The sequence below is a fragment of the Rhodococcus opacus B4 genome, from assembly GCF_000010805.1.
Lineage (GTDB): Bacteria > Actinomycetota > Actinomycetes > Mycobacteriales > Mycobacteriaceae > Rhodococcus_F > Rhodococcus_F opacus_C.
This window is the reverse complement of sequence record NC_012522.1, coordinates 2,387,097-2,402,102: the sequence shown is the minus strand read 5'-3', so window position 1 is coordinate 2,402,102 and position 15,006 is coordinate 2,387,097. Positions and strand designations below refer to the sequence as shown.

The following is a 15,006-nucleotide window of genomic DNA, read 5'->3' as shown; positions in this document are numbered from 1 at the left end:
TCAGCTGTCGAGAGCCCGAATCCAGTCGGTGAGCGCCCGCACAACGTGTGCGGGCGCTTCCGGCATGAGCGCGTGGCTCGCGTTCGGGACGACGGACACGGTGACCACATCCCCGAACCGGTCCCGCAATTCGTTCGCCGTGTCGCGGGGACGGAACGGGTCGAGAGCGGCCTGCAGGTCGAGGATCGGCTGGTGCGCGACCTCCCACCACTCCTCCTTGGGGGTGGCGGCCGAGGCGGCGAGCTGACGCCGCGACACCTCCGGATACCAGCCGGTGAGCCACTCCGCCGGATCGTTGCCGGGGGCGAAGAATCCGGTCTGCAGGTAGCCGATCCGCTCCTCGTCGGGCAGCGAGGAATCCGCGCACTTCACCGCCAGTGCGGTCAGCGTGGCAGGGTAGTTGCGGGCACCGGCCGCGGCCACCACGACGCCGCGTACCAGGTCTGGCCGGTCGGCGGCCAGCATCCGCGCGACGTAGTGCCCGAACGCGTGCCCGACCACGACGGCCGCACCGCTGCCCTGCGCCTCGATCACCGCTCCGACGTCGGCGGCCAGGTCGTGCAACGTGATGTTCTCCAGTGGTCCTGTGCTCCGTCCGATTCCGCGGGGTTGGGGGCGGGAAACCCGGAAACCGTTCCGCGCGAGACCGTCCGCGACCCCGTCGTAGTCGTACGACTCCCGGCCGAGCGACGGCAGCAGGACCACCGTCGGTCCGCTACCTTCGACGACGACCTCGATCACCGCGGTCGCGGTGTGCACGAACTCCGTCGTCCGCGCCTGTGTGCTCGACATGATGCTTCCTCCGGAAACGTCGGAAACCCTGGGCGACGCGATGTCTCGCGTCGCCCAGGGTAATGGTCGGTATCTCAGTCCACGGCGGGATCGAGCGCGAAGTCGTAGGTCACGACCTTACGCCCGGCGTCGTCGAGTTGTGGATCGAGGAGGAGTTCGGGTTTCGTCGCGGTGGCGACGTCGTCGTCGATCCAGTCGCCGCCCGCGAAGTACAGCTGGGTGATGATCGGCTGCTTGCCCGGTGAGGTCACCCGCAGATGCAGGTGCGCCGGACGCCACGGGTGCCAGCCCGCCGCCTCGATGAACTGACCCGTCGGGCCGTCCGTCGGAATCTGATACGGCGCAGGCTGGATGGTGGTGATCTCGTACCGGCCCTCCGAGTCGGTGACGACGGTTCCACGCAGGTTCCATTCGGGCAGGTGCGGGGCGAACTGCGAGTAGTAGCCCTCGTCGTCGGCGTGCCAGAGTTCGATCAGCGCGCCTCCGAGTCCGCCGCCGTCCAGATCGGTCACCTCGCCCTGAAGGACGAGTGCGGTGTGGACGCGGTCCTCGTCACGCATGGGAAGAGTGCACTGCGCGGGGAGTTCCGGAGCTCCGGGGACGTAGTACGGACCCTCGATGCTGCCTTTGGTGCCCTGGAAGTTGCGGGAATTCACTTCCTCGATCTCGTGCTCGACGAAGACGTCGAGGAGCAGCGGCCACTCGCCGCCCTCACCCACGTCGATGAGCCACTGCTTGAGGACGCGATACTCGGGATAGGTGACGGCGTGCTTCTGGATCAGCGCGCTCAACCCCGCGAGCGCCTCGGTGGCGATGGCGGACAGGCGCTCCGGAGACGTGTCGGCCGTGAATCTCGCGCCCTTGAACTTGTCGGTCGCGGCATTACCGGAACCGACCGCGGTGGGACTTTCGATGGTGGTCATGGATTCTCCTGGTCTGAAAACTAGCTGCGGCCGAAGTAGGAGACGTCGTCGTTGCCGATCAGGTCGGGCACCGTCCAGCCGTCGAGGTCGTATTCGGCGAGGCACTGCTCGGCCAGGCCCTTCATGGACGCGACGTCACCCCGGTTTTCGGCGAACATCAGCAGTTCGGCCTTGACGTTTTCGTGGTTGCCGGCATAGTTGCGCTCGTAGAGTTCGTGGCGGCCACCGAACTCGCTGCCGACCGAATCCCACAGGGCCTTCATGATCTTCACGCGTTCGACGGCGGGCATGCCCTCGGAGCCGCGGACGTACTTGTCGAGGTACGGGCGCACGTCGGGACTCTTGAAGTCGGCGGCCGACGACGGCAGGTAGATCAGACCGGACGCGACGTCCTGCTCGATGATCTCCTTGATCCGCGGGTAGCCCTGCTGCATGAACATCCGGTACGTGAGACCGTATTCGAGCTTGGGGATGACGGTATCGCCCACCCACGGCTCGGGGTCGCGGACCATCGATTCGGTGAGCGACCAGAACAGATTTCGCCAGCCGATGACCTCACCGACGCGGGTCTGCACACCGCGGAAACCGCCCGCCCCGGTGGCGTCGAGCGCCTTCATCAGCAGGCCGGCGATGAAGTCCAGTTTCACCGCCAACCGGGTGCAGCCCTGCAGGGTGAACCGGGGCAGGAACCCGGACTGCGGGAAGAACGCGTTGATCTTGTCCACGTCGCCGTACATGAAGACGTTCTCCCACGGCACCAGCACCTTGTCGAAGACGAAGATGGTGTCGTTCTCGTCCATCCGCGAGGACAGGGGGTAGTCGAACGGGCTGCCCATCACCGCGGCCTGCTGGGTGTAGGACGTGCGGCAGATCAGTTTCACGCCCGGCGCGTCCATCGGAACGGTGCAGATGAGGGCGAACTGCTTCTTCTTGATCGGCAGCCCGTAGTGGGCGACGAAGTTGTAGTTGGTGATCGCCGATCCGGTCGCCACCACCTTGGCGCCGGAGACGATCAAGCCGGCGTCCGTTTCCTTCTCGACCTTCATGAACACGTCGCCGACCTCGTCCGGCGGCAGCTGCCGGTCGACGGGCGGATTGATGATCGCGTGATTCCAGTACAGGACCTTCTCCTGCGACTCCTTGTACCAGCGCTCGGCGTTGGCCTGGAACGGCGAGTACAGCTCCTTGTTCGCATGCAGGGTGCCCAGGAAGGACGCCTTGTAGTCGGGGGAGCGGCCCATCCAGCCATACGTCATGCGCGCCCAGGTGGCGATGGCGTCGCGGTCCTTCAGCAGATCGTCCGAGTTCTTCGATGCCCGGAAGAACGGCATCGTCACGCCGCCGTTGCCGGTGTCGGTGGGCGTCGTCAGCGTGTCGACATGCTCGCCGGTGTGCATGGCGTCGTAGAGACGGGCCGTCATCCGGACCGGGTTTCGGAACGCCGGATGCGTGGTGACGTCCTTCACGCGCTCACCGTGCAGCCAGATCTCGCGATCGTCGCGCAGCGACTCGATGTACTCGTCGCCGGTCATCGGGCGGGTGGCGAAGTTGGCGGTGCGGTTGGCGTCGCAGTCGGCGGCGGGGTTGACCTTCGTGCGGTCGACGGTCTCGGGGGCAGCTTCGGTGGTGGTCATGGTGTTCCCTTCGATGAGGATTACGAGGCAGCCTGGGCAAGCTGCAGGTGGAGCGGAGTGAACGATGCGGCGGCGTCGAACCATCCGCTGTGGGGGTCGTCGAGGCAGCCGTTCCACGCCGTGCTGCCCGAGGCGGCACCGAGATCGTGGAACGTGCTGCGGTAGAACAGCAGTGGGTCCTTGGTGGGGTCGACGGACGCGTCGACGATCTCGCCGATGAAGATGACGTGGTCGCCGCCGTCGTAGGACGCCCACGGCGAGCACGTCAGCGTCGCCGCATTGCCGGACAGGGCGGGAGCGATGCCGGCGGAATCCCACGCCGGTTCGGTCCGTTGAGGTTTGCCTGCGAAGTGCATGGCCGTGTCGAGCTGATCGGCGGCCAGGATGTTCACGGCGAAGGGTGCACGGTCCAGGTAGCTGCACGCCTTCGACTTCCGGGTCAACGTCACCTGGCAGAGCCGAGGTTCGATCGACACGGCCGTGAAAGCCGTGACCGTCGCTCCGTGCGGCTCGCCGTCGGCATTGGCGCACGTGATGACGGTGACGCCACTGGCGAACTGGCCGAAAATGTTACGCAGAGTGCGCTGGTCCATTTCTCCTGACCGCCTTTCTGCACGATTCGTGCGATAACCCCCTGCGATGGGGACCTGCACAACGTATGACGGCCGTCACAGTTCGTCGATCCGCATTGCGAAGCCGCGATCCGGAACGCGAAACGGGTTTGCCGGACGGGGAGGGCCGGCGCTTGCAGTGACGTGAGTCACAGGCGATGCTAGGGTCGGGAGTTGCCCATGCGCGGTCGTGGCGCGAGGTGAGAGGTCTGTACGACGCATGCGAGGACAGCTGGAAGGTCCCGGGTTCACCGACTGGGACGAGGTTCACGAGGTGGTCGCGGACGCGTACTTCCCGCACGAGTTGCGTCCGCTGTCCCGAGACACGGCGGCGCGCTCATCGCTCGAGTCTTCCCAGGTGGGTGCGTCTCGGCTCGCCCGGATCGGATTCGGGGCGCCCGTGTCCATCGAGTCCGACCACCCCGGTGCGTACGGCATCAACATCCCGCTGGCCGGGCGCATCGTGTCCGTCACCGGCGGCACCGAAGTGACCTCGACACCGGGGCTGGCGACCATCTGCCCGCCCGACACCCGGACGGTGATCACGAACTGGAGCAGTTCGTGCGAGATCATCGGCTTCAAGGTGGACCGCGACTACCTGCAGCGGGAAATGGACCGCGTCCTCGGCCGGCCGGGGCGAGTGCTGCCGCGGCAACTCGATCTGCGGTCCGGCTCCGGTGCGGAGTGGCTCCGGTTCGTGCGTTCCATCGCCGACCAGGCGTTGCACGACAGCATTCTCCTGCGCAGTGACCAGGTGTCGCAGCAACTGTGCGGTGCTCTGACGACCGCTCTCGTGCTCACTGCGATGCCGGAGGACGACACGAGCTCGCCGGGTATCCGCCCGCGCATCGTCAAACGGGTCATCGACGCCATTCACGAAGACCCGGCGCGCCCCTGGACCGCGGGAGAGATGGCCGAACTCGTCGGCGTCAGCGTCCGGCGCATGCAGCAGGGGTTCCGCGAATACGTGGGCATGACGCCGACGGAGTACCTCGTCGACGTGCGACTCGAGCGCGTCCACGCCGACCTGACCGGAAGCAGTTCCTGTGCAACCGTTTCCGAGGTGGCAACCCGCTGGGGAATCATGCACACCGGCAGATTCGCCGCCGCCTACCGTCGCAAGTACGGTGTGACCCCGTCCGAGTCACTGCGCGACCGCGGGCTCTGAAACCTGTCGAACCCCCGCGATAGTCTTCGCGCATGAGTTCGACTGGGGGGTCCTGATCGCGGCGGATGCGGGTTGCACCCGGCCCGGGTGCGGCGCGCCGGCGAGTCTGTGTGCGGTGCACCACGTCACGGGCGGGCACAAGGGTGGGCGCACCGACATCGACGGCCTGGCCCTGGTGTGCGACGCCTGCCATGCCCAGGTCCACGACGGCCCCACCGGGTGGGCGACACGGTCCGCGCCCGGCCATTCCGCGCACCCGGGCCGGACAGAATGGATCCCGCCACCACACATCGACCCCACCCGAAGACCACGCATCAACCACCGGCACCACCCCGGGGAGTTGATCGACCGTGCGCGGAGGGGCAGGTCAGCCCCCGTCACCCACAGTCCACCAACAGGTGCCGCGGACCGCGCAGCACCGGGTTGGGCCGGTAGGGCGGCGGGTCCTCCACGAGACGCGGATTCGGGAGGCGGCGGATGAGTTCGGTGAGCGCCATCTGCCCTTCGAGGCGGGCGAGGGGAGCGCCGAAGCAACTATGGATGCCGCTGCCGAGACCGACGTGCTGGTTGTCCTCGCGGTCGGGGACGAACCGGTCCGCATCGACGAAGCGTTCGGGATCGCGATTGGCCGACGCCAACGCCAGGACGAGAGGCGACCCCTTGGGTACCGTGACGCCGTCGATTTCGATGTCGACGATCGGCGTTCGCTGGCCCAGCAGGTGTACGGGCGGTTCGAAGCGGAGCAATTCCTCCACAGCCGCCGGCATCAACTCGGGCTCCGCGCGAAGCCGTTCGAGAACGTCGGGATTGCGAAGCAGGGTCAGCATGCCGTTGGTGATCAGGTTGACGGTGGTCTCGTGTCCGGCGATGAACAGCAGGATGGAGTTGGTGACCAACTCGACCGTGTTCAACTGGCCGTCGGGCCCCGAATCGTTGGCCAGCCCCGACAGCATGTCGTCACCGGGATTGTGGCGGCGGTCCTCGATGAGACCGGCCATGAACATGGCCATTTCCATCTGGGCCTGCTGCGCCGCCTTCACCTGCTCGTTGTCGGCGCTGGAACGCCGCGGGTCGATGGCCGCCACCAACGCGTCGGCCCAGGCGTGGAACCGGGGTTCCTCCTCGTGAGGCACGCCGAGCAGACGGCAGATGACGGTGACGGGGAACGGGTATGCGAAGTCGTCGACGATGTCGATGCGACCCTTCCCGTCGAGCCCGTCGACGAGATCAGTGACGAGGGTCGCGAGTTCGCCGCGCATCGAGTCGATCCGGTCGGGGCTGTGCGGCGGGCCGAACTGCCGGGTCGTCAGTCGGCGCAACCGATCGTGCTCGGGCGGATCCAGCTTGAGGAAGGACTCCGGCCCGTCGCCCGCGCGATCCGCTCCGGGAAGCCCCGGCCCCCGGTTGTGCAGGTCGGAGCTGATCCTCGGATCGTGGAGAAGCGCCATCACGTCGTAATACCGGCCGACGAGAAAGGACCCGTTGTCCTGCGGCGCCACCCGCGTCTCACGAAGTTCCTCGTACAGCGGATACGGATTCGGCCGGTTCGCCTGGTCGGTGATCCGCTCGAACAGCTGCGCACGCGACATGGACACTCTCCCTGTTACTTCGGTAGCGAGACGAACTCGACACGACGTTCGGTGGGCAGGTGACCGGTCACCGCGACGGTCGGGCCGTGGCTGAGAACTGCCGGGTCGGGCAACTCCGACGCCCGCACCTCGAACGGCTCTGCCCGGTCCATGACGTCGAAGTCCGGGGGGAACGCCGCCGCCGACTCGATCAGCCCCCGATAGAAGTCGAGCCACTTTCCCTGGTTGAACGCGACCGCCGCGGTGACGCGACCACGGAAGCCGTACGCCGCCACGAATCGCCGGTCGGCGACCGAACCCTGTGTGATCACCACCTGATCGGAGTAGGTGGGAATGCCCACGGACTTGATGTTGACGCCGAACTGGCTGGACCAGAACGCCGGAATCTCCAGGTGAGGTCGCCGTCGGAGGCCGTCGTGGATCATGTTGTGCGCCGCCACCTCGGCCTGGCCTATCGCGTTGCCCCAGTGCTCCAGTGCCAGCAACTGATAGTCGTAGAGCGGATGCGGTTGCCGCGCAACGTCACCGGCGACAAAAACGTTGTCGGTGACGATGCCGTTGATGTCGAACGCACGGCAGCCCGCGTCGCACGTGACTCCCCGGGGGCCCGCGGCGAGGCCGGAGCCGGCCAGCCAGTCGGTGTTGCGGATGCTGCCCTGCGCGACGATCGCGACGTCGACGTCGAGTGCGGTCCCGTCCGAGAGGTGCGCGCGGCACAGCCGCCCATCGCTGTCGCCGTCGAGCCCGGTCACCGTGACCCCGGTGCGCAGGTCGACGCCGTGGTCGCGTTGCATGTCGGCGGCAACCGCCGCCACCACCCCGCCGAGCGCACCGACCAGTGGTGCCGGGCCGCGCTCGGTGACCGTCACCGACAGCCCGCGCTCCCGGCACACCGACGCGATCTCGGAGCCGGTGAAACCGGCGCCGATCACGAGGACGTGCCGCGGTCCGGCGGACAGCCGTTCGTTCAGACGCCGGGAGTCGTCGCAGGTGCGGACGGTGAAGACGCCGTCGAGTGCCGCCTCGGACGAGTTCGACCACGGCCGGGCGCGGACGCCGGTCGCGATCAGTACCTTGTCGAACTCGACGGTGTCGCCGTCGCTCAGCACCACCCGGTTGTTCTCCAGGTCGAGGGTGGTGGCCCGCACGCCGAGTCGCCACTTCGCGTCGAGGTCGGAACGGTAGGGGAGTGCCGCGTGTTCGGGCGGCATGATCCCGAGGAGCACGGCCTTCGACAGCGGGGGCCGGTCGTACGGTTCGTAGGGTTCGTCGCCGATCAGGGTCAGGGAACCGTCGAAGCCCTGCCCCCGTAGCGCCTCCGCGGCGCGCACCCCGGCGAGCGACGCACCGACGATGACGATCCGCACGTCACTCCCCATGGTGGTGATCGGGGAGGTCCGTGGTGATGGCATGCACCGGGCAGGCGGCGGCAGCCTGCGACACGTGGTCGCGTTCTCCGTCGGCGGGGCCCGCGTCGTAGAGCAGGGCCTCTTCTCCGTGCAGAGTGAAGACGTCGGGTGCGAGGAACACGCACTGCGCGTAACCCTGGCACCGATTGAGGTCGACGACGAGTTTCACGTCAATCATCCCGATTCTGAACAGTTCTGGTCACACGTATCCACAAGGGCTGCGCGGCGCACGGCCGTCCGATCGCGGCGGGGCGAGAACTCCTCCCCTGGAACCCAGTATTACGGAGCGGGCGGTCTGTGCGGTTTCGATCCGCTGTTCTGGAGCCGTTCAGAAATGTGATGCCGCGGGCTACCTACTGCCGGGTAGAACTTCGCGGTAGTAACGGAAGTTACAAGTATCTCTCCGGAGTTCGTATCCGCCTGTCGAGAAACAACTTTCGGACACGGTCACGATTCGGTGGCACAGACGTCCGGTTCGTGATGTGATGTGGCTTACAAGTGACCGGCAACGCCCAGTGGCGACACCTCAGAGGCGGAATATTGACGATCGAAGCTCACCGCGACACCCGCGCGACACGGCACCTGTCCGCATTGGACGCTGCAATTCAGTTCCTGACCACCGCGCGCGGAAGCTCGTACAGTGCGGACCAGGCCTTCGACGAACTACTCGACTCCTCCATGCGGCATCAGGTAGATGTCGGTGATCTGGCGGAAGCACTCGCCGACCTCGCCGACGGAATCCGTCCCGAGACCGACGACCATCGCCGGGCGCGCGCGGTGGCCGCCCGGGAGTGGGGAGCACTGCTTCCCTAGCCGGCGCAATCGATACAGGTCTGGGCGGCCGGGAGCGCGTCGAGCCGGACCTCGGCGATCGGCAGGCCGCACCGGACGCAGACGCCGTACGTCCCGACGTCGAGTCGCTGCTGCGCCGCCACCAGATCCTCCACCTCGCGGCGGGCGTCGGCCAGCAGTGCCGAGACCTGGGCCCGCTCGAAGGCGATGGTCGAGCCCTCGGGGTCGTGTTCGTCGTCGTCCGTGGTGAATTCCGACCCCTCCACGATCGCGGTGAAACGCCCCGTCAGCGACGCAATTCGACGCTCGGCGTCGGCGCGCTCCTCGGCAATTCGGACGCGATGCTCCGGGACGGTCATGTCCCCTTCAACGTCGCTGCTTCCCCGGGTAATCCGCTCGATCGATCCGGAAATTTCTGTCAGGCTTCCCGGCATGGCGCGAACATTCGAGGAGTTGGTGGCCGAGGCGGAATCCGTGTCGGTGGACGGCTGGGATTTCTCCTGGCTCGACGGCCGGGCCACCGAACAGCGGCCGTCGTGGGGGTACCAGCGCCTGATGGGTGAACGGCTCGCCCGTGCGCAAGCGGCTCTGGACATCCAGACCGGCGGCGGGGAGGTCCTTGCCGGCGCGGCGACGATGCCGCCCGTGATGGTGGCCACGGAATCCTGGCCACCGAACATCGCAAAGGCCACGGCCCTGCTGCATCCGCTCGGGGCGGTGGTGGTGGCCGACTCCGACGAACCGCCCCTGCCGTTCGCCGACGGCGCCTTCGACCTGGTGACCAGCAGGCATCCCGCCACGGTGTGGTGGGACGAGATCGCTCGCGTCCTGCACCCCGGAGGCACGTACTTCTCCCAGCACGTCGGGCACGTGAGCGTGTTCGAACTCGTCGAGTACTTCCTGGGTCCGCAACCCGAGCGGGTGCGACGCGGACGCCATTACGAGGACGAAAGTGCCGACGCGGAGGCCGCCGGTCTCGAGGTCGTCGACCTCCGTTTCGAATCCCTGCGGATGGAGTTCTTCGACATCGGCGCCGTCATCTACTTCCTGCGCAAGGTCATCTGGATGGTGCCCGGCTTCACCGTCCCGCAGTACCGGGAGCGTCTGCGGGAGCTCCACGACCTGATCGAGGCGGAAGGTCCGTTCGTCGCTCACTCGAGCCGGTTCCTGATCGAAGCCCGCCGACGGGACTGACTCAGCCCATCGACTTCGACCCGTCGAGGGCTTCGCGGATGATGTCGGCGTGCCCGGCGTGCTGAGCGGTCTCACCGATGATGTGGAGCAGGACGCGACGCGCGGACCAGCGCGATCCCGGTTCGAACCACGGCGCCTTCGGCAGCGGATGCGAAATGTCGAGGTCGGGCAGCGCGGCGACGATCTCGTCGGTCCGGTGCGCCACCTGCGCGTAGCGGTCGAGGACGCCGGCCAGTGTCTCGTCGTCGCGGAGGGTGAACTCCTTCTCGCGGTTGCCGGTGCCGGTGCCGTCCACGGGACCGCCCCGCACCGCATCGGTGCCGCGCACGATGAAGTCGGCCCACACCCGCTCGGTGTCCGACACGTGCTTGACGAGCCCGCCGAGGCACAGCACGCTCGCCGTCGTGCGCTGCGCGGCCTGTTCGTCGGTGAGATTGCGCACGGTGTAGCGGAGGAAGTAGCGGTGTTTCGCCAGCGTTTCCAGCAAGTCGGCACGCTCGCCGGTCGTCGATGTTTTCGCAGTAGAGGTTACGGTGATCACCTGCTCCAGCCGGTCCGATGGTGGCGAGTTCGACCGTAGCGGTCAGTCGCCGTGTGCCGTGACGAAACCGGTCGCGCGGCCGTGGGTGTCGAGTTCCCACCCCATCCGCTTCCGGGATCGGAGAGTCACCGAGGAGTCGATGATCTCCAGGCTGGGGGCGCGGGTCTCCAGCCACTCCTGCACCCGCAGCAGGTCGGGAAGCGAGGACACCCACATGCTGACGAGGAAGTTCGCGGGTCCGGTCATCGACATGCACAGTCTCAGTTCGGGGCGGGTGTTGACGATCTCCACGACGTCGCGGTGCGCGCGCACGGGCAGGCGGCACCACCACGTGACGGTGATGGGCCACCGCGTCGCGTCCTGGGCGACGTCGCAGCGCAGTACCACCGCGCGGGAGCGCAGCAGTCCCGCGAGTTGCCTGCGCACCGAGGACGCGGGCCGGTCGATCACCGCGGCGATCTCGCGCGCCGACGCCCGGCCGTTCCGCGTGAGTTCGCGGACGAGCGCGCGGGCGACCTCGTCCGTCAGGCTCTCCGGCCGGCTCGATCCGGACTGCGGAGGGACGTTCTCCAGCGCCGCGATCGCGGCGGACTGCGCGGTGTCCAGGGAATCGAGGCGCCACCGGCTGCCCTCGGCGTGGAGTGCGGTGCACGTGTGCGTCCGGGTCGAATTGACGCTCGGGTGACGGGGCAGCTCCTCGAGCACCAGGTCCGACAATTCGTGCAACGACCCCGTCTGCACGGTCAGGATGAGGTCCCGGCCGCGCGCCGCGTGCTCGATCGACGACACCCGCGGGTCCCGGGTGAGCGCCTCGACCAGCGCCTTCGTGCCGGCGAGGTCGCACGTCACCTCGATCATGGCGGTGAACGCGCCCGCACCCGTCATCGGGGCGGGGTAGGCGGTGATCCAGGCCAGTCCGCGCTCGGTGACCGACTCCCACCGCCGTGTGAGGGTCGCGGGCGTCGTCCGCAGGATCGGGGCCAGCTCGGCCCACGTCGCCCGCGGGCGGATCTGCAGCGCATGAATGAGCGAAAGCTCGGATTCAGTCAGCATTTCAGTCATATACGACCTCTCAGGTCGGTTCAAATGATCGTTTTCGACGTTCTCGACGGTCCGCCGGTCCGTGGATCACAGCATATGACCACCGACGCATTCGGTCCCCAAAGTGACCACCGACATAAGGGAGAGCAATGGATCTCTTGGACGACGCCCGCGCTCTACAGGGCGACCTCGTGCAGTTGCGGCGCGTACTGCACCGCGAACCGGAGGTCGGGCTGGACCTGCCGCGCACACAGGAGACGGTCCTGGCGGCGCTGGACGGACTGCCGCTCGAGATCTCGACGGGAACCCGCACGACATCCGTCACCGCGGTGCTCCGGGGCGGCCGACGCTCGGCCGCCGACGCACAGACGGTGCTGCTGCGCGCCGACATGGACGGGCTCCCGGTCACCGAACAGACCGGACTCGACTACGCGGCGCAGAACGGCGCCATGCACGGGTGCGGGCACGACCTGCACACCGCGGCGCTCGTCGGAGCCGCGCAACTGCTCAGCCGTCACCGCGACAGGTTGGCGGGCGACGTCGTCCTGATGTTCCAGCCCGGGGAGGAAGGGTGGGACGGCGCGAAGGTGATGGTCGACGAGGGTGTCCTCGACGCGTCCGGTCGCCGCGCCGACACCGCGTACGGCATGCACGTCTTCTCCTGCCAGAAGCCGCAGGGACGGTTCTTCTCCAAGGCGGGCACCCTGCTCGCGGCGTCGTACAAGCTGACCGTCACGGTGCGCGGGGCGGGCGGACACGGTTCCTCCCCGTCGACCGCGCGCGATCCGATCACCGCGATGGCGGAGATGATCACGTCGCTGCAGACCATGGTGACCCGCACATTCGACGTCTTCGACCCGGTCGTCGTCACGGTCGCGAACGTGCAGGCCGGTTCGCGGCACAACATCATCCCGGACGACGCGCGGTTCGAGGCGACGGTCCGGTGCTATTCGCCCGCCACCTACGAGAAGGTGCCCGCGGCGCTGCGACGGGTGCTCGAAGGGGTGGCGTCCGCGCAACGCGTCGACGTCGACGTCGCCGTGGACCCCGAGTTCCCGATGACCGTCAACGACGGTAAAGAGGTCGCGTTCGGTGCCGAGGTGGTCAGCGACCTCATGGGCGAGGACCGGTACGAGACGGTGACGCACCCGATGTCGGGGTCCGAGGACTTCTCCTACGTGCTGCAGGAAGTGCCCGGCGCCTTCATCGGACTGGGAGCGTGCATGCCGGGCGCCGACCCCGAGGCCGCCCCCATGAACCATTCGCCCCGAGCGCAATTCGACGACGCGGTGCTCGCCGACGCCGCCACCATCTACGCCGGTCTCGCCGTTCGACGGTTGGACAAGGCCCGTCTCGACACAGCCGCAGCAGCGGCGGGAAGCGACGCACGATGACCGGGATCGCCACCGAGAGCGGGTCCGTGAACGCAGGCACGCCCACTGTCCGTCCGCGGTCCGAGCGTTGGGAGAAGGCGCGCGCGATCGTCGGCGTCGGCACGGGCAACGGGATCGAGTACTTCGACTGGACCGTCTACGCCACGTTCGCCGCGTTCTTCGCCCCGCAGTTCTTCCACACCGGATCTGCCGTCTCCGACCTGCTCGCGTCGTTCGGCGTCTTCGCCGTCGGATTCGTCGCCCGGCCGTTCGGCGGTCTGCTGTTCGGCTGGCTGTCGGACCGCCGGGGACGCAAGCTGTCCATGACGCTCGCCGTCGGACTGGCGGCCGTCGGCAGCCTCGTCATCGGGCTGACCCCGACCCATCAGACGATCGGCATCGCAGCGGCGGTGGTGCTCGTCGTGGCGCGGCTCGCGCAGGGCGTCGCCCACGGCGGCGAGTTGCCGTCCGCGCAGACGTACATCGTGGAATTCGCGCCGACGGCGCGGCGCGGGCTGTGGTCCAGCCTCATCTACATCTCCAACACCACCGGAGTTGTCGTGGGCACGCTGCTCGGCGCACTGCTCACGACGACGCTGAGTTCGGAGCAGATGGCCGACTGGGGCTGGCGGGTGCCGTTCCTGCTGGGGGGTGTGCTCGGCCTGTTCGTGCTGTGGATGCGGTCCCGGATGAGCGAGACCGAGGTCTACGAGGAGTCGGGTGACGACACCGCGAAGCAGTCGATGTGGCAGCTGTTCGTGGCGCACCGGAGGCAGGTGTTCCAGATCCTGTTCTTCACGGTCGGTGGCACCGTCGTCTACTACGTGTGGGCGGTGTCGGCGCCGGCGTACGCGATCGCGGTCCGGGGCATCGACCCGTCGGGTGCTCTGTGGGCCGGGGTCGGGGCGAACCTCGTTCTGATTGCGTCGCTGCCCTTCTGGGGCGCCGTGTCGGATCGGATCGGGCGCAAACCGGTGCTGTACATCGGCAACCTCGGCATCGCCGCCCTGCTGTTTCCACTCAATGCCATGATCGGCCACAGCGCAATCACCCTGTTCTTCGCGATGGCGATCGCACTGTTCGTGATGGGCGCGATCCTGGCGGTCATGCCGGCAATGATGGCCGAACTGTTCCCCACCGGGTTGCGTGCCGCCGGTGTCGGGGTGCCGTACTCGATCGGGGTCGCGGCGTTCGGTGGGACGGCGGCGTACGTCCAGACGTTCTTCGCCGACCGCGGCACGCCGGAGCTGTTCGAGTGGTACGCACTCGCGCTGATCGCCGTCTCGATCGCCGCGCTGGTCACGATCCCGGAGACCCGGGGACGGGATCTCGCGGCCCAGCAGTAGGGGCACGTGAGTGGCAAAGCGTGCTCCGGTACGCATTGCCGCTCACCTGGGGGCTCTCATCTGTTGCCAATGTATCTAATACTCTCTGTCAGTTTCTGGCCCTGTCTGTCACCGCGGATTGGCGTCTGCGGAGTTCGTGGGCTGTCGGTCGTCGGGTGCGCAAGGGCGCCGACGGAGGCCCGGGTGCCGTCTCGGCGCGCGGGTTCGGGTCCCCAACTCTGTGGCCTCGCGGACCCGGGGCGCCGATCTGGGCAGAACTGTATCGGGGTGTGCGGGAGCGACTCCCGGGAGGGCGGAGGTATCTATTGGGGAGGATCGCGGTTCGTGTCCCGGGGAGCAGCGGGCGGGGCGCGGGCGGGGCGCGGGCGGATGCTCGACGACGCGGCCTGTGGGCCGGCCCACGGTGGTGCGGTGCGGCGGGATCGACTCGCTTAGTTCATAGGTGGCGCGGATCGAGCGGTTCTTGAGTTCCTAACGGAGGTCAAGCCACCTGACGGCTCGTAGGCTGGGTTTCGGCGGGCTGGGATGTTGGAGCGCATCGCGACTCCTGGGACTCCTGGCCCGCCGCCTGCTTGCGGCGCTCACGCATCCTC

16 protein-coding genes are annotated in these 15,006 nt (G+C 67.7%); 6 read left to right on the top strand and 10 right to left on the bottom strand.

Going from position 1 to position 15,006, the window contains the following annotated elements; genetic code table 11:
- The 4 genes from ROP_RS11160 to ROP_RS11145 all read right to left on the bottom strand — a co-directional run bounded on the left by ROP_RS11160 (position 1) and on the right by ROP_RS11145 (position 3,942).
- A complete protein-coding gene (locus ROP_RS11160) occupies positions 1-792 on the bottom strand; it encodes an alpha/beta fold hydrolase (protein WP_012689446.1) in 792 nt (263 codons plus the stop codon).
- Between the two features lie 74 nt (positions 793-866).
- Positions 867-1,715: a catechol 1,2-dioxygenase gene (gene catA, locus ROP_RS11155; RefSeq protein ID WP_012689445.1), complete on the bottom strand. Its 849-nt coding sequence runs from the start codon at positions 1,713-1,715 to the stop codon at positions 867-869.
- A 20-nt stretch (positions 1,716-1,735) separates the two neighbouring features.
- Complete coding sequence (locus tag ROP_RS11150) at positions 1,736-3,349, bottom strand: 4-hydroxyphenylacetate 3-hydroxylase family protein (protein ID WP_012689444.1); 1,614 nt, start codon at positions 3,347-3,349, stop codon at positions 1,736-1,738.
- Positions 3,350-3,369: 20 nt separating this feature from the next.
- Positions 3,370-3,942, bottom strand: coding sequence for a flavin reductase family protein (locus ROP_RS11145; RefSeq protein WP_012689443.1), 573 nt, complete (start codon positions 3,940-3,942; stop codon positions 3,370-3,372).
- Positions 3,943-4,180: 238 nt separating this feature from the next.
- Between ROP_RS11145 and ROP_RS11140 the strand changes: the two genes are divergently transcribed.
- Both ROP_RS11140 and ROP_RS41050 read left to right on the top strand, forming a co-directional pair.
- Complete coding sequence (locus ROP_RS11140; RefSeq protein ID WP_012689442.1) at positions 4,181-5,128, top strand: AraC family transcriptional regulator; 948 nt, start codon at positions 4,181-4,183, stop codon at positions 5,126-5,128.
- A gap of 115 nt (positions 5,129-5,243) precedes the next feature.
- Positions 5,244-5,609 (top strand): HNH endonuclease, encoded by a 366-nt coding sequence (locus tag ROP_RS41050; RefSeq protein ID WP_012689441.1) that lies wholly within the window; start codon positions 5,244-5,246, stop codon positions 5,607-5,609.
- On the opposite strand, the gene ROP_RS11135 is transcribed toward ROP_RS41050, so the two are convergent.
- The 3 genes from ROP_RS11135 to ROP_RS11125 are packed head-to-tail and all read right to left on the bottom strand — an operon-like array spanning position 5,506 to position 8,304.
- Complete coding sequence (locus ROP_RS11135) at positions 5,506-6,717, bottom strand: cytochrome P450 (protein ID WP_012689440.1); 1,212 nt, start codon at positions 6,715-6,717, stop codon at positions 5,506-5,508. The two genes, ROP_RS41050 and ROP_RS11135, sit on opposite strands and share 104 nt — an antisense overlap.
- Positions 6,718-6,731: 14 nt before the next feature.
- A complete protein-coding gene (locus ROP_RS11130) occupies positions 6,732-8,096 on the bottom strand; it encodes an NAD(P)/FAD-dependent oxidoreductase (RefSeq protein WP_043824585.1) in 1,365 nt (454 codons plus the stop codon).
- Complete coding sequence (locus tag ROP_RS11125) at positions 8,086-8,304, bottom strand: ferredoxin (protein ID WP_080512453.1); 219 nt, start codon at positions 8,302-8,304, stop codon at positions 8,086-8,088. Before ROP_RS11125 ends, ROP_RS11130 begins: the two co-directional genes overlap by 11 nt.
- A 362-nt stretch (positions 8,305-8,666) precedes the next feature.
- On the opposite strand from ROP_RS11125, the gene ROP_RS11120 reads away from it, so the two are divergent.
- The gene (locus tag ROP_RS11120; protein ID WP_043824583.1) at positions 8,667-8,939 is read left to right on the top strand and encodes an ANTAR domain-containing protein; all 273 of its coding nucleotides are present in this window, start codon (positions 8,667-8,669) and stop codon (positions 8,937-8,939) included.
- Here ROP_RS11120 and ROP_RS11115 read toward each other — a convergent pair.
- Positions 8,936-9,277 (bottom strand): TraR/DksA family transcriptional regulator, encoded by a 342-nt coding sequence (locus ROP_RS11115; RefSeq protein ID WP_012689436.1) that lies wholly within the window; start codon positions 9,275-9,277, stop codon positions 8,936-8,938. The two genes, ROP_RS11120 and ROP_RS11115, sit on opposite strands and share 4 nt — an antisense overlap.
- A gap of 73 nt (positions 9,278-9,350) precedes the next feature.
- Between ROP_RS11115 and ROP_RS11110 the strand changes: the two genes are divergently transcribed.
- A complete protein-coding gene (locus ROP_RS11110; RefSeq protein WP_012689435.1) occupies positions 9,351-10,112 on the top strand; it encodes a class I SAM-dependent methyltransferase in 762 nt (253 codons plus the stop codon).
- Between the two features lies 1 nt (position 10,113).
- On the opposite strand, the gene ROP_RS11105 is transcribed toward ROP_RS11110, so the two are convergent.
- Together ROP_RS11105 and ROP_RS11100 are read right to left on the bottom strand one after the other, a co-directional pair.
- The gene (locus ROP_RS11105) at positions 10,114-10,653 is read right to left on the bottom strand and encodes a DinB family protein (protein WP_012689434.1); all 540 of its coding nucleotides are present in this window, start codon (positions 10,651-10,653) and stop codon (positions 10,114-10,116) included.
- A gap of 42 nt (positions 10,654-10,695) precedes the next feature.
- Complete coding sequence (locus tag ROP_RS11100) at positions 10,696-11,715, bottom strand: Lrp/AsnC family transcriptional regulator (protein ID WP_012689433.1); 1,020 nt, start codon at positions 11,713-11,715, stop codon at positions 10,696-10,698.
- Positions 11,716-11,843: 128 nt separating this feature from the next.
- Between ROP_RS11100 and ROP_RS11095 the strand changes: the two genes are divergently transcribed.
- Both ROP_RS11095 and ROP_RS11090 read left to right on the top strand, forming a co-directional pair.
- Positions 11,844-13,088: a M20 metallopeptidase family protein gene (locus ROP_RS11095; protein WP_012689432.1), complete on the top strand. Its 1,245-nt coding sequence runs from the start codon at positions 11,844-11,846 to the stop codon at positions 13,086-13,088.
- Complete coding sequence (locus ROP_RS11090; protein ID WP_012689431.1) at positions 13,085-14,413, top strand: MFS transporter; 1,329 nt, start codon at positions 13,085-13,087, stop codon at positions 14,411-14,413. The genes ROP_RS11095 and ROP_RS11090 overlap by 4 nt, the downstream gene beginning before the upstream one ends.
- Positions 14,414-15,006: the final 593 nt, after the last annotated feature.

What these genes read in the sequence shown, in the direction of transcription:
- ROP_RS11160 (WP_012689446.1), bottom strand. Translation starts at nt 792, where the DNA reads ATGTCGAGCACACAGGCGCGGACGACGGAGTTCGTGCACACCGCGACC.
- catA (WP_012689445.1), bottom strand. Translation starts at nt 1,715, where the DNA reads ATGACCACCATCGAAAGTCCCACCGCGGTCGGTTCCGGTAATGCCGCG.
- ROP_RS11150 (WP_012689444.1), bottom strand. Translation starts at nt 3,349, where the DNA reads ATGACCACCACCGAAGCTGCCCCCGAGACCGTCGACCGCACGAAGGTC.
- ROP_RS11145 (WP_012689443.1), bottom strand. Translation starts at nt 3,942, where the DNA reads ATGGACCAGCGCACTCTGCGTAACATTTTCGGCCAGTTCGCCAGTGGC.
- ROP_RS11140 (WP_012689442.1), top strand. Translation starts at nt 4,181, where the DNA reads ATGCGAGGACAGCTGGAAGGTCCCGGGTTCACCGACTGGGACGAGGTT.
- ROP_RS11135 (WP_012689440.1), bottom strand. Translation starts at nt 6,717, where the DNA reads ATGTCGCGTGCGCAGCTGTTCGAGCGGATCACCGACCAGGCGAACCGG.
- ROP_RS11130 (WP_043824585.1), bottom strand. Translation starts at nt 8,096, where the DNA reads ATGGGGAGTGACGTGCGGATCGTCATCGTCGGTGCGTCGCTCGCCGGG.
- ROP_RS11125 (WP_080512453.1), bottom strand. Translation starts at nt 8,304, where the DNA reads ATGATTGACGTGAAACTCGTCGTCGACCTCAATCGGTGCCAGGGTTAC.
- ROP_RS11115 (WP_012689436.1), bottom strand. Translation starts at nt 9,277, where the DNA reads ATGACCGTCCCGGAGCATCGCGTCCGAATTGCCGAGGAGCGCGCCGAC.
- ROP_RS11110 (WP_012689435.1), top strand. Translation starts at nt 9,351, where the DNA reads ATGGCGCGAACATTCGAGGAGTTGGTGGCCGAGGCGGAATCCGTGTCG.
- ROP_RS11100 (WP_012689433.1), bottom strand. Translation starts at nt 11,715, where the DNA reads ATGACTGAAATGCTGACTGAATCCGAGCTTTCGCTCATTCATGCGCTG.
- ROP_RS11095 (WP_012689432.1), top strand. Translation starts at nt 11,844, where the DNA reads ATGGATCTCTTGGACGACGCCCGCGCTCTACAGGGCGACCTCGTGCAG.
- ROP_RS11090 (WP_012689431.1), top strand. Translation starts at nt 13,085, where the DNA reads ATGACCGGGATCGCCACCGAGAGCGGGTCCGTGAACGCAGGCACGCCC.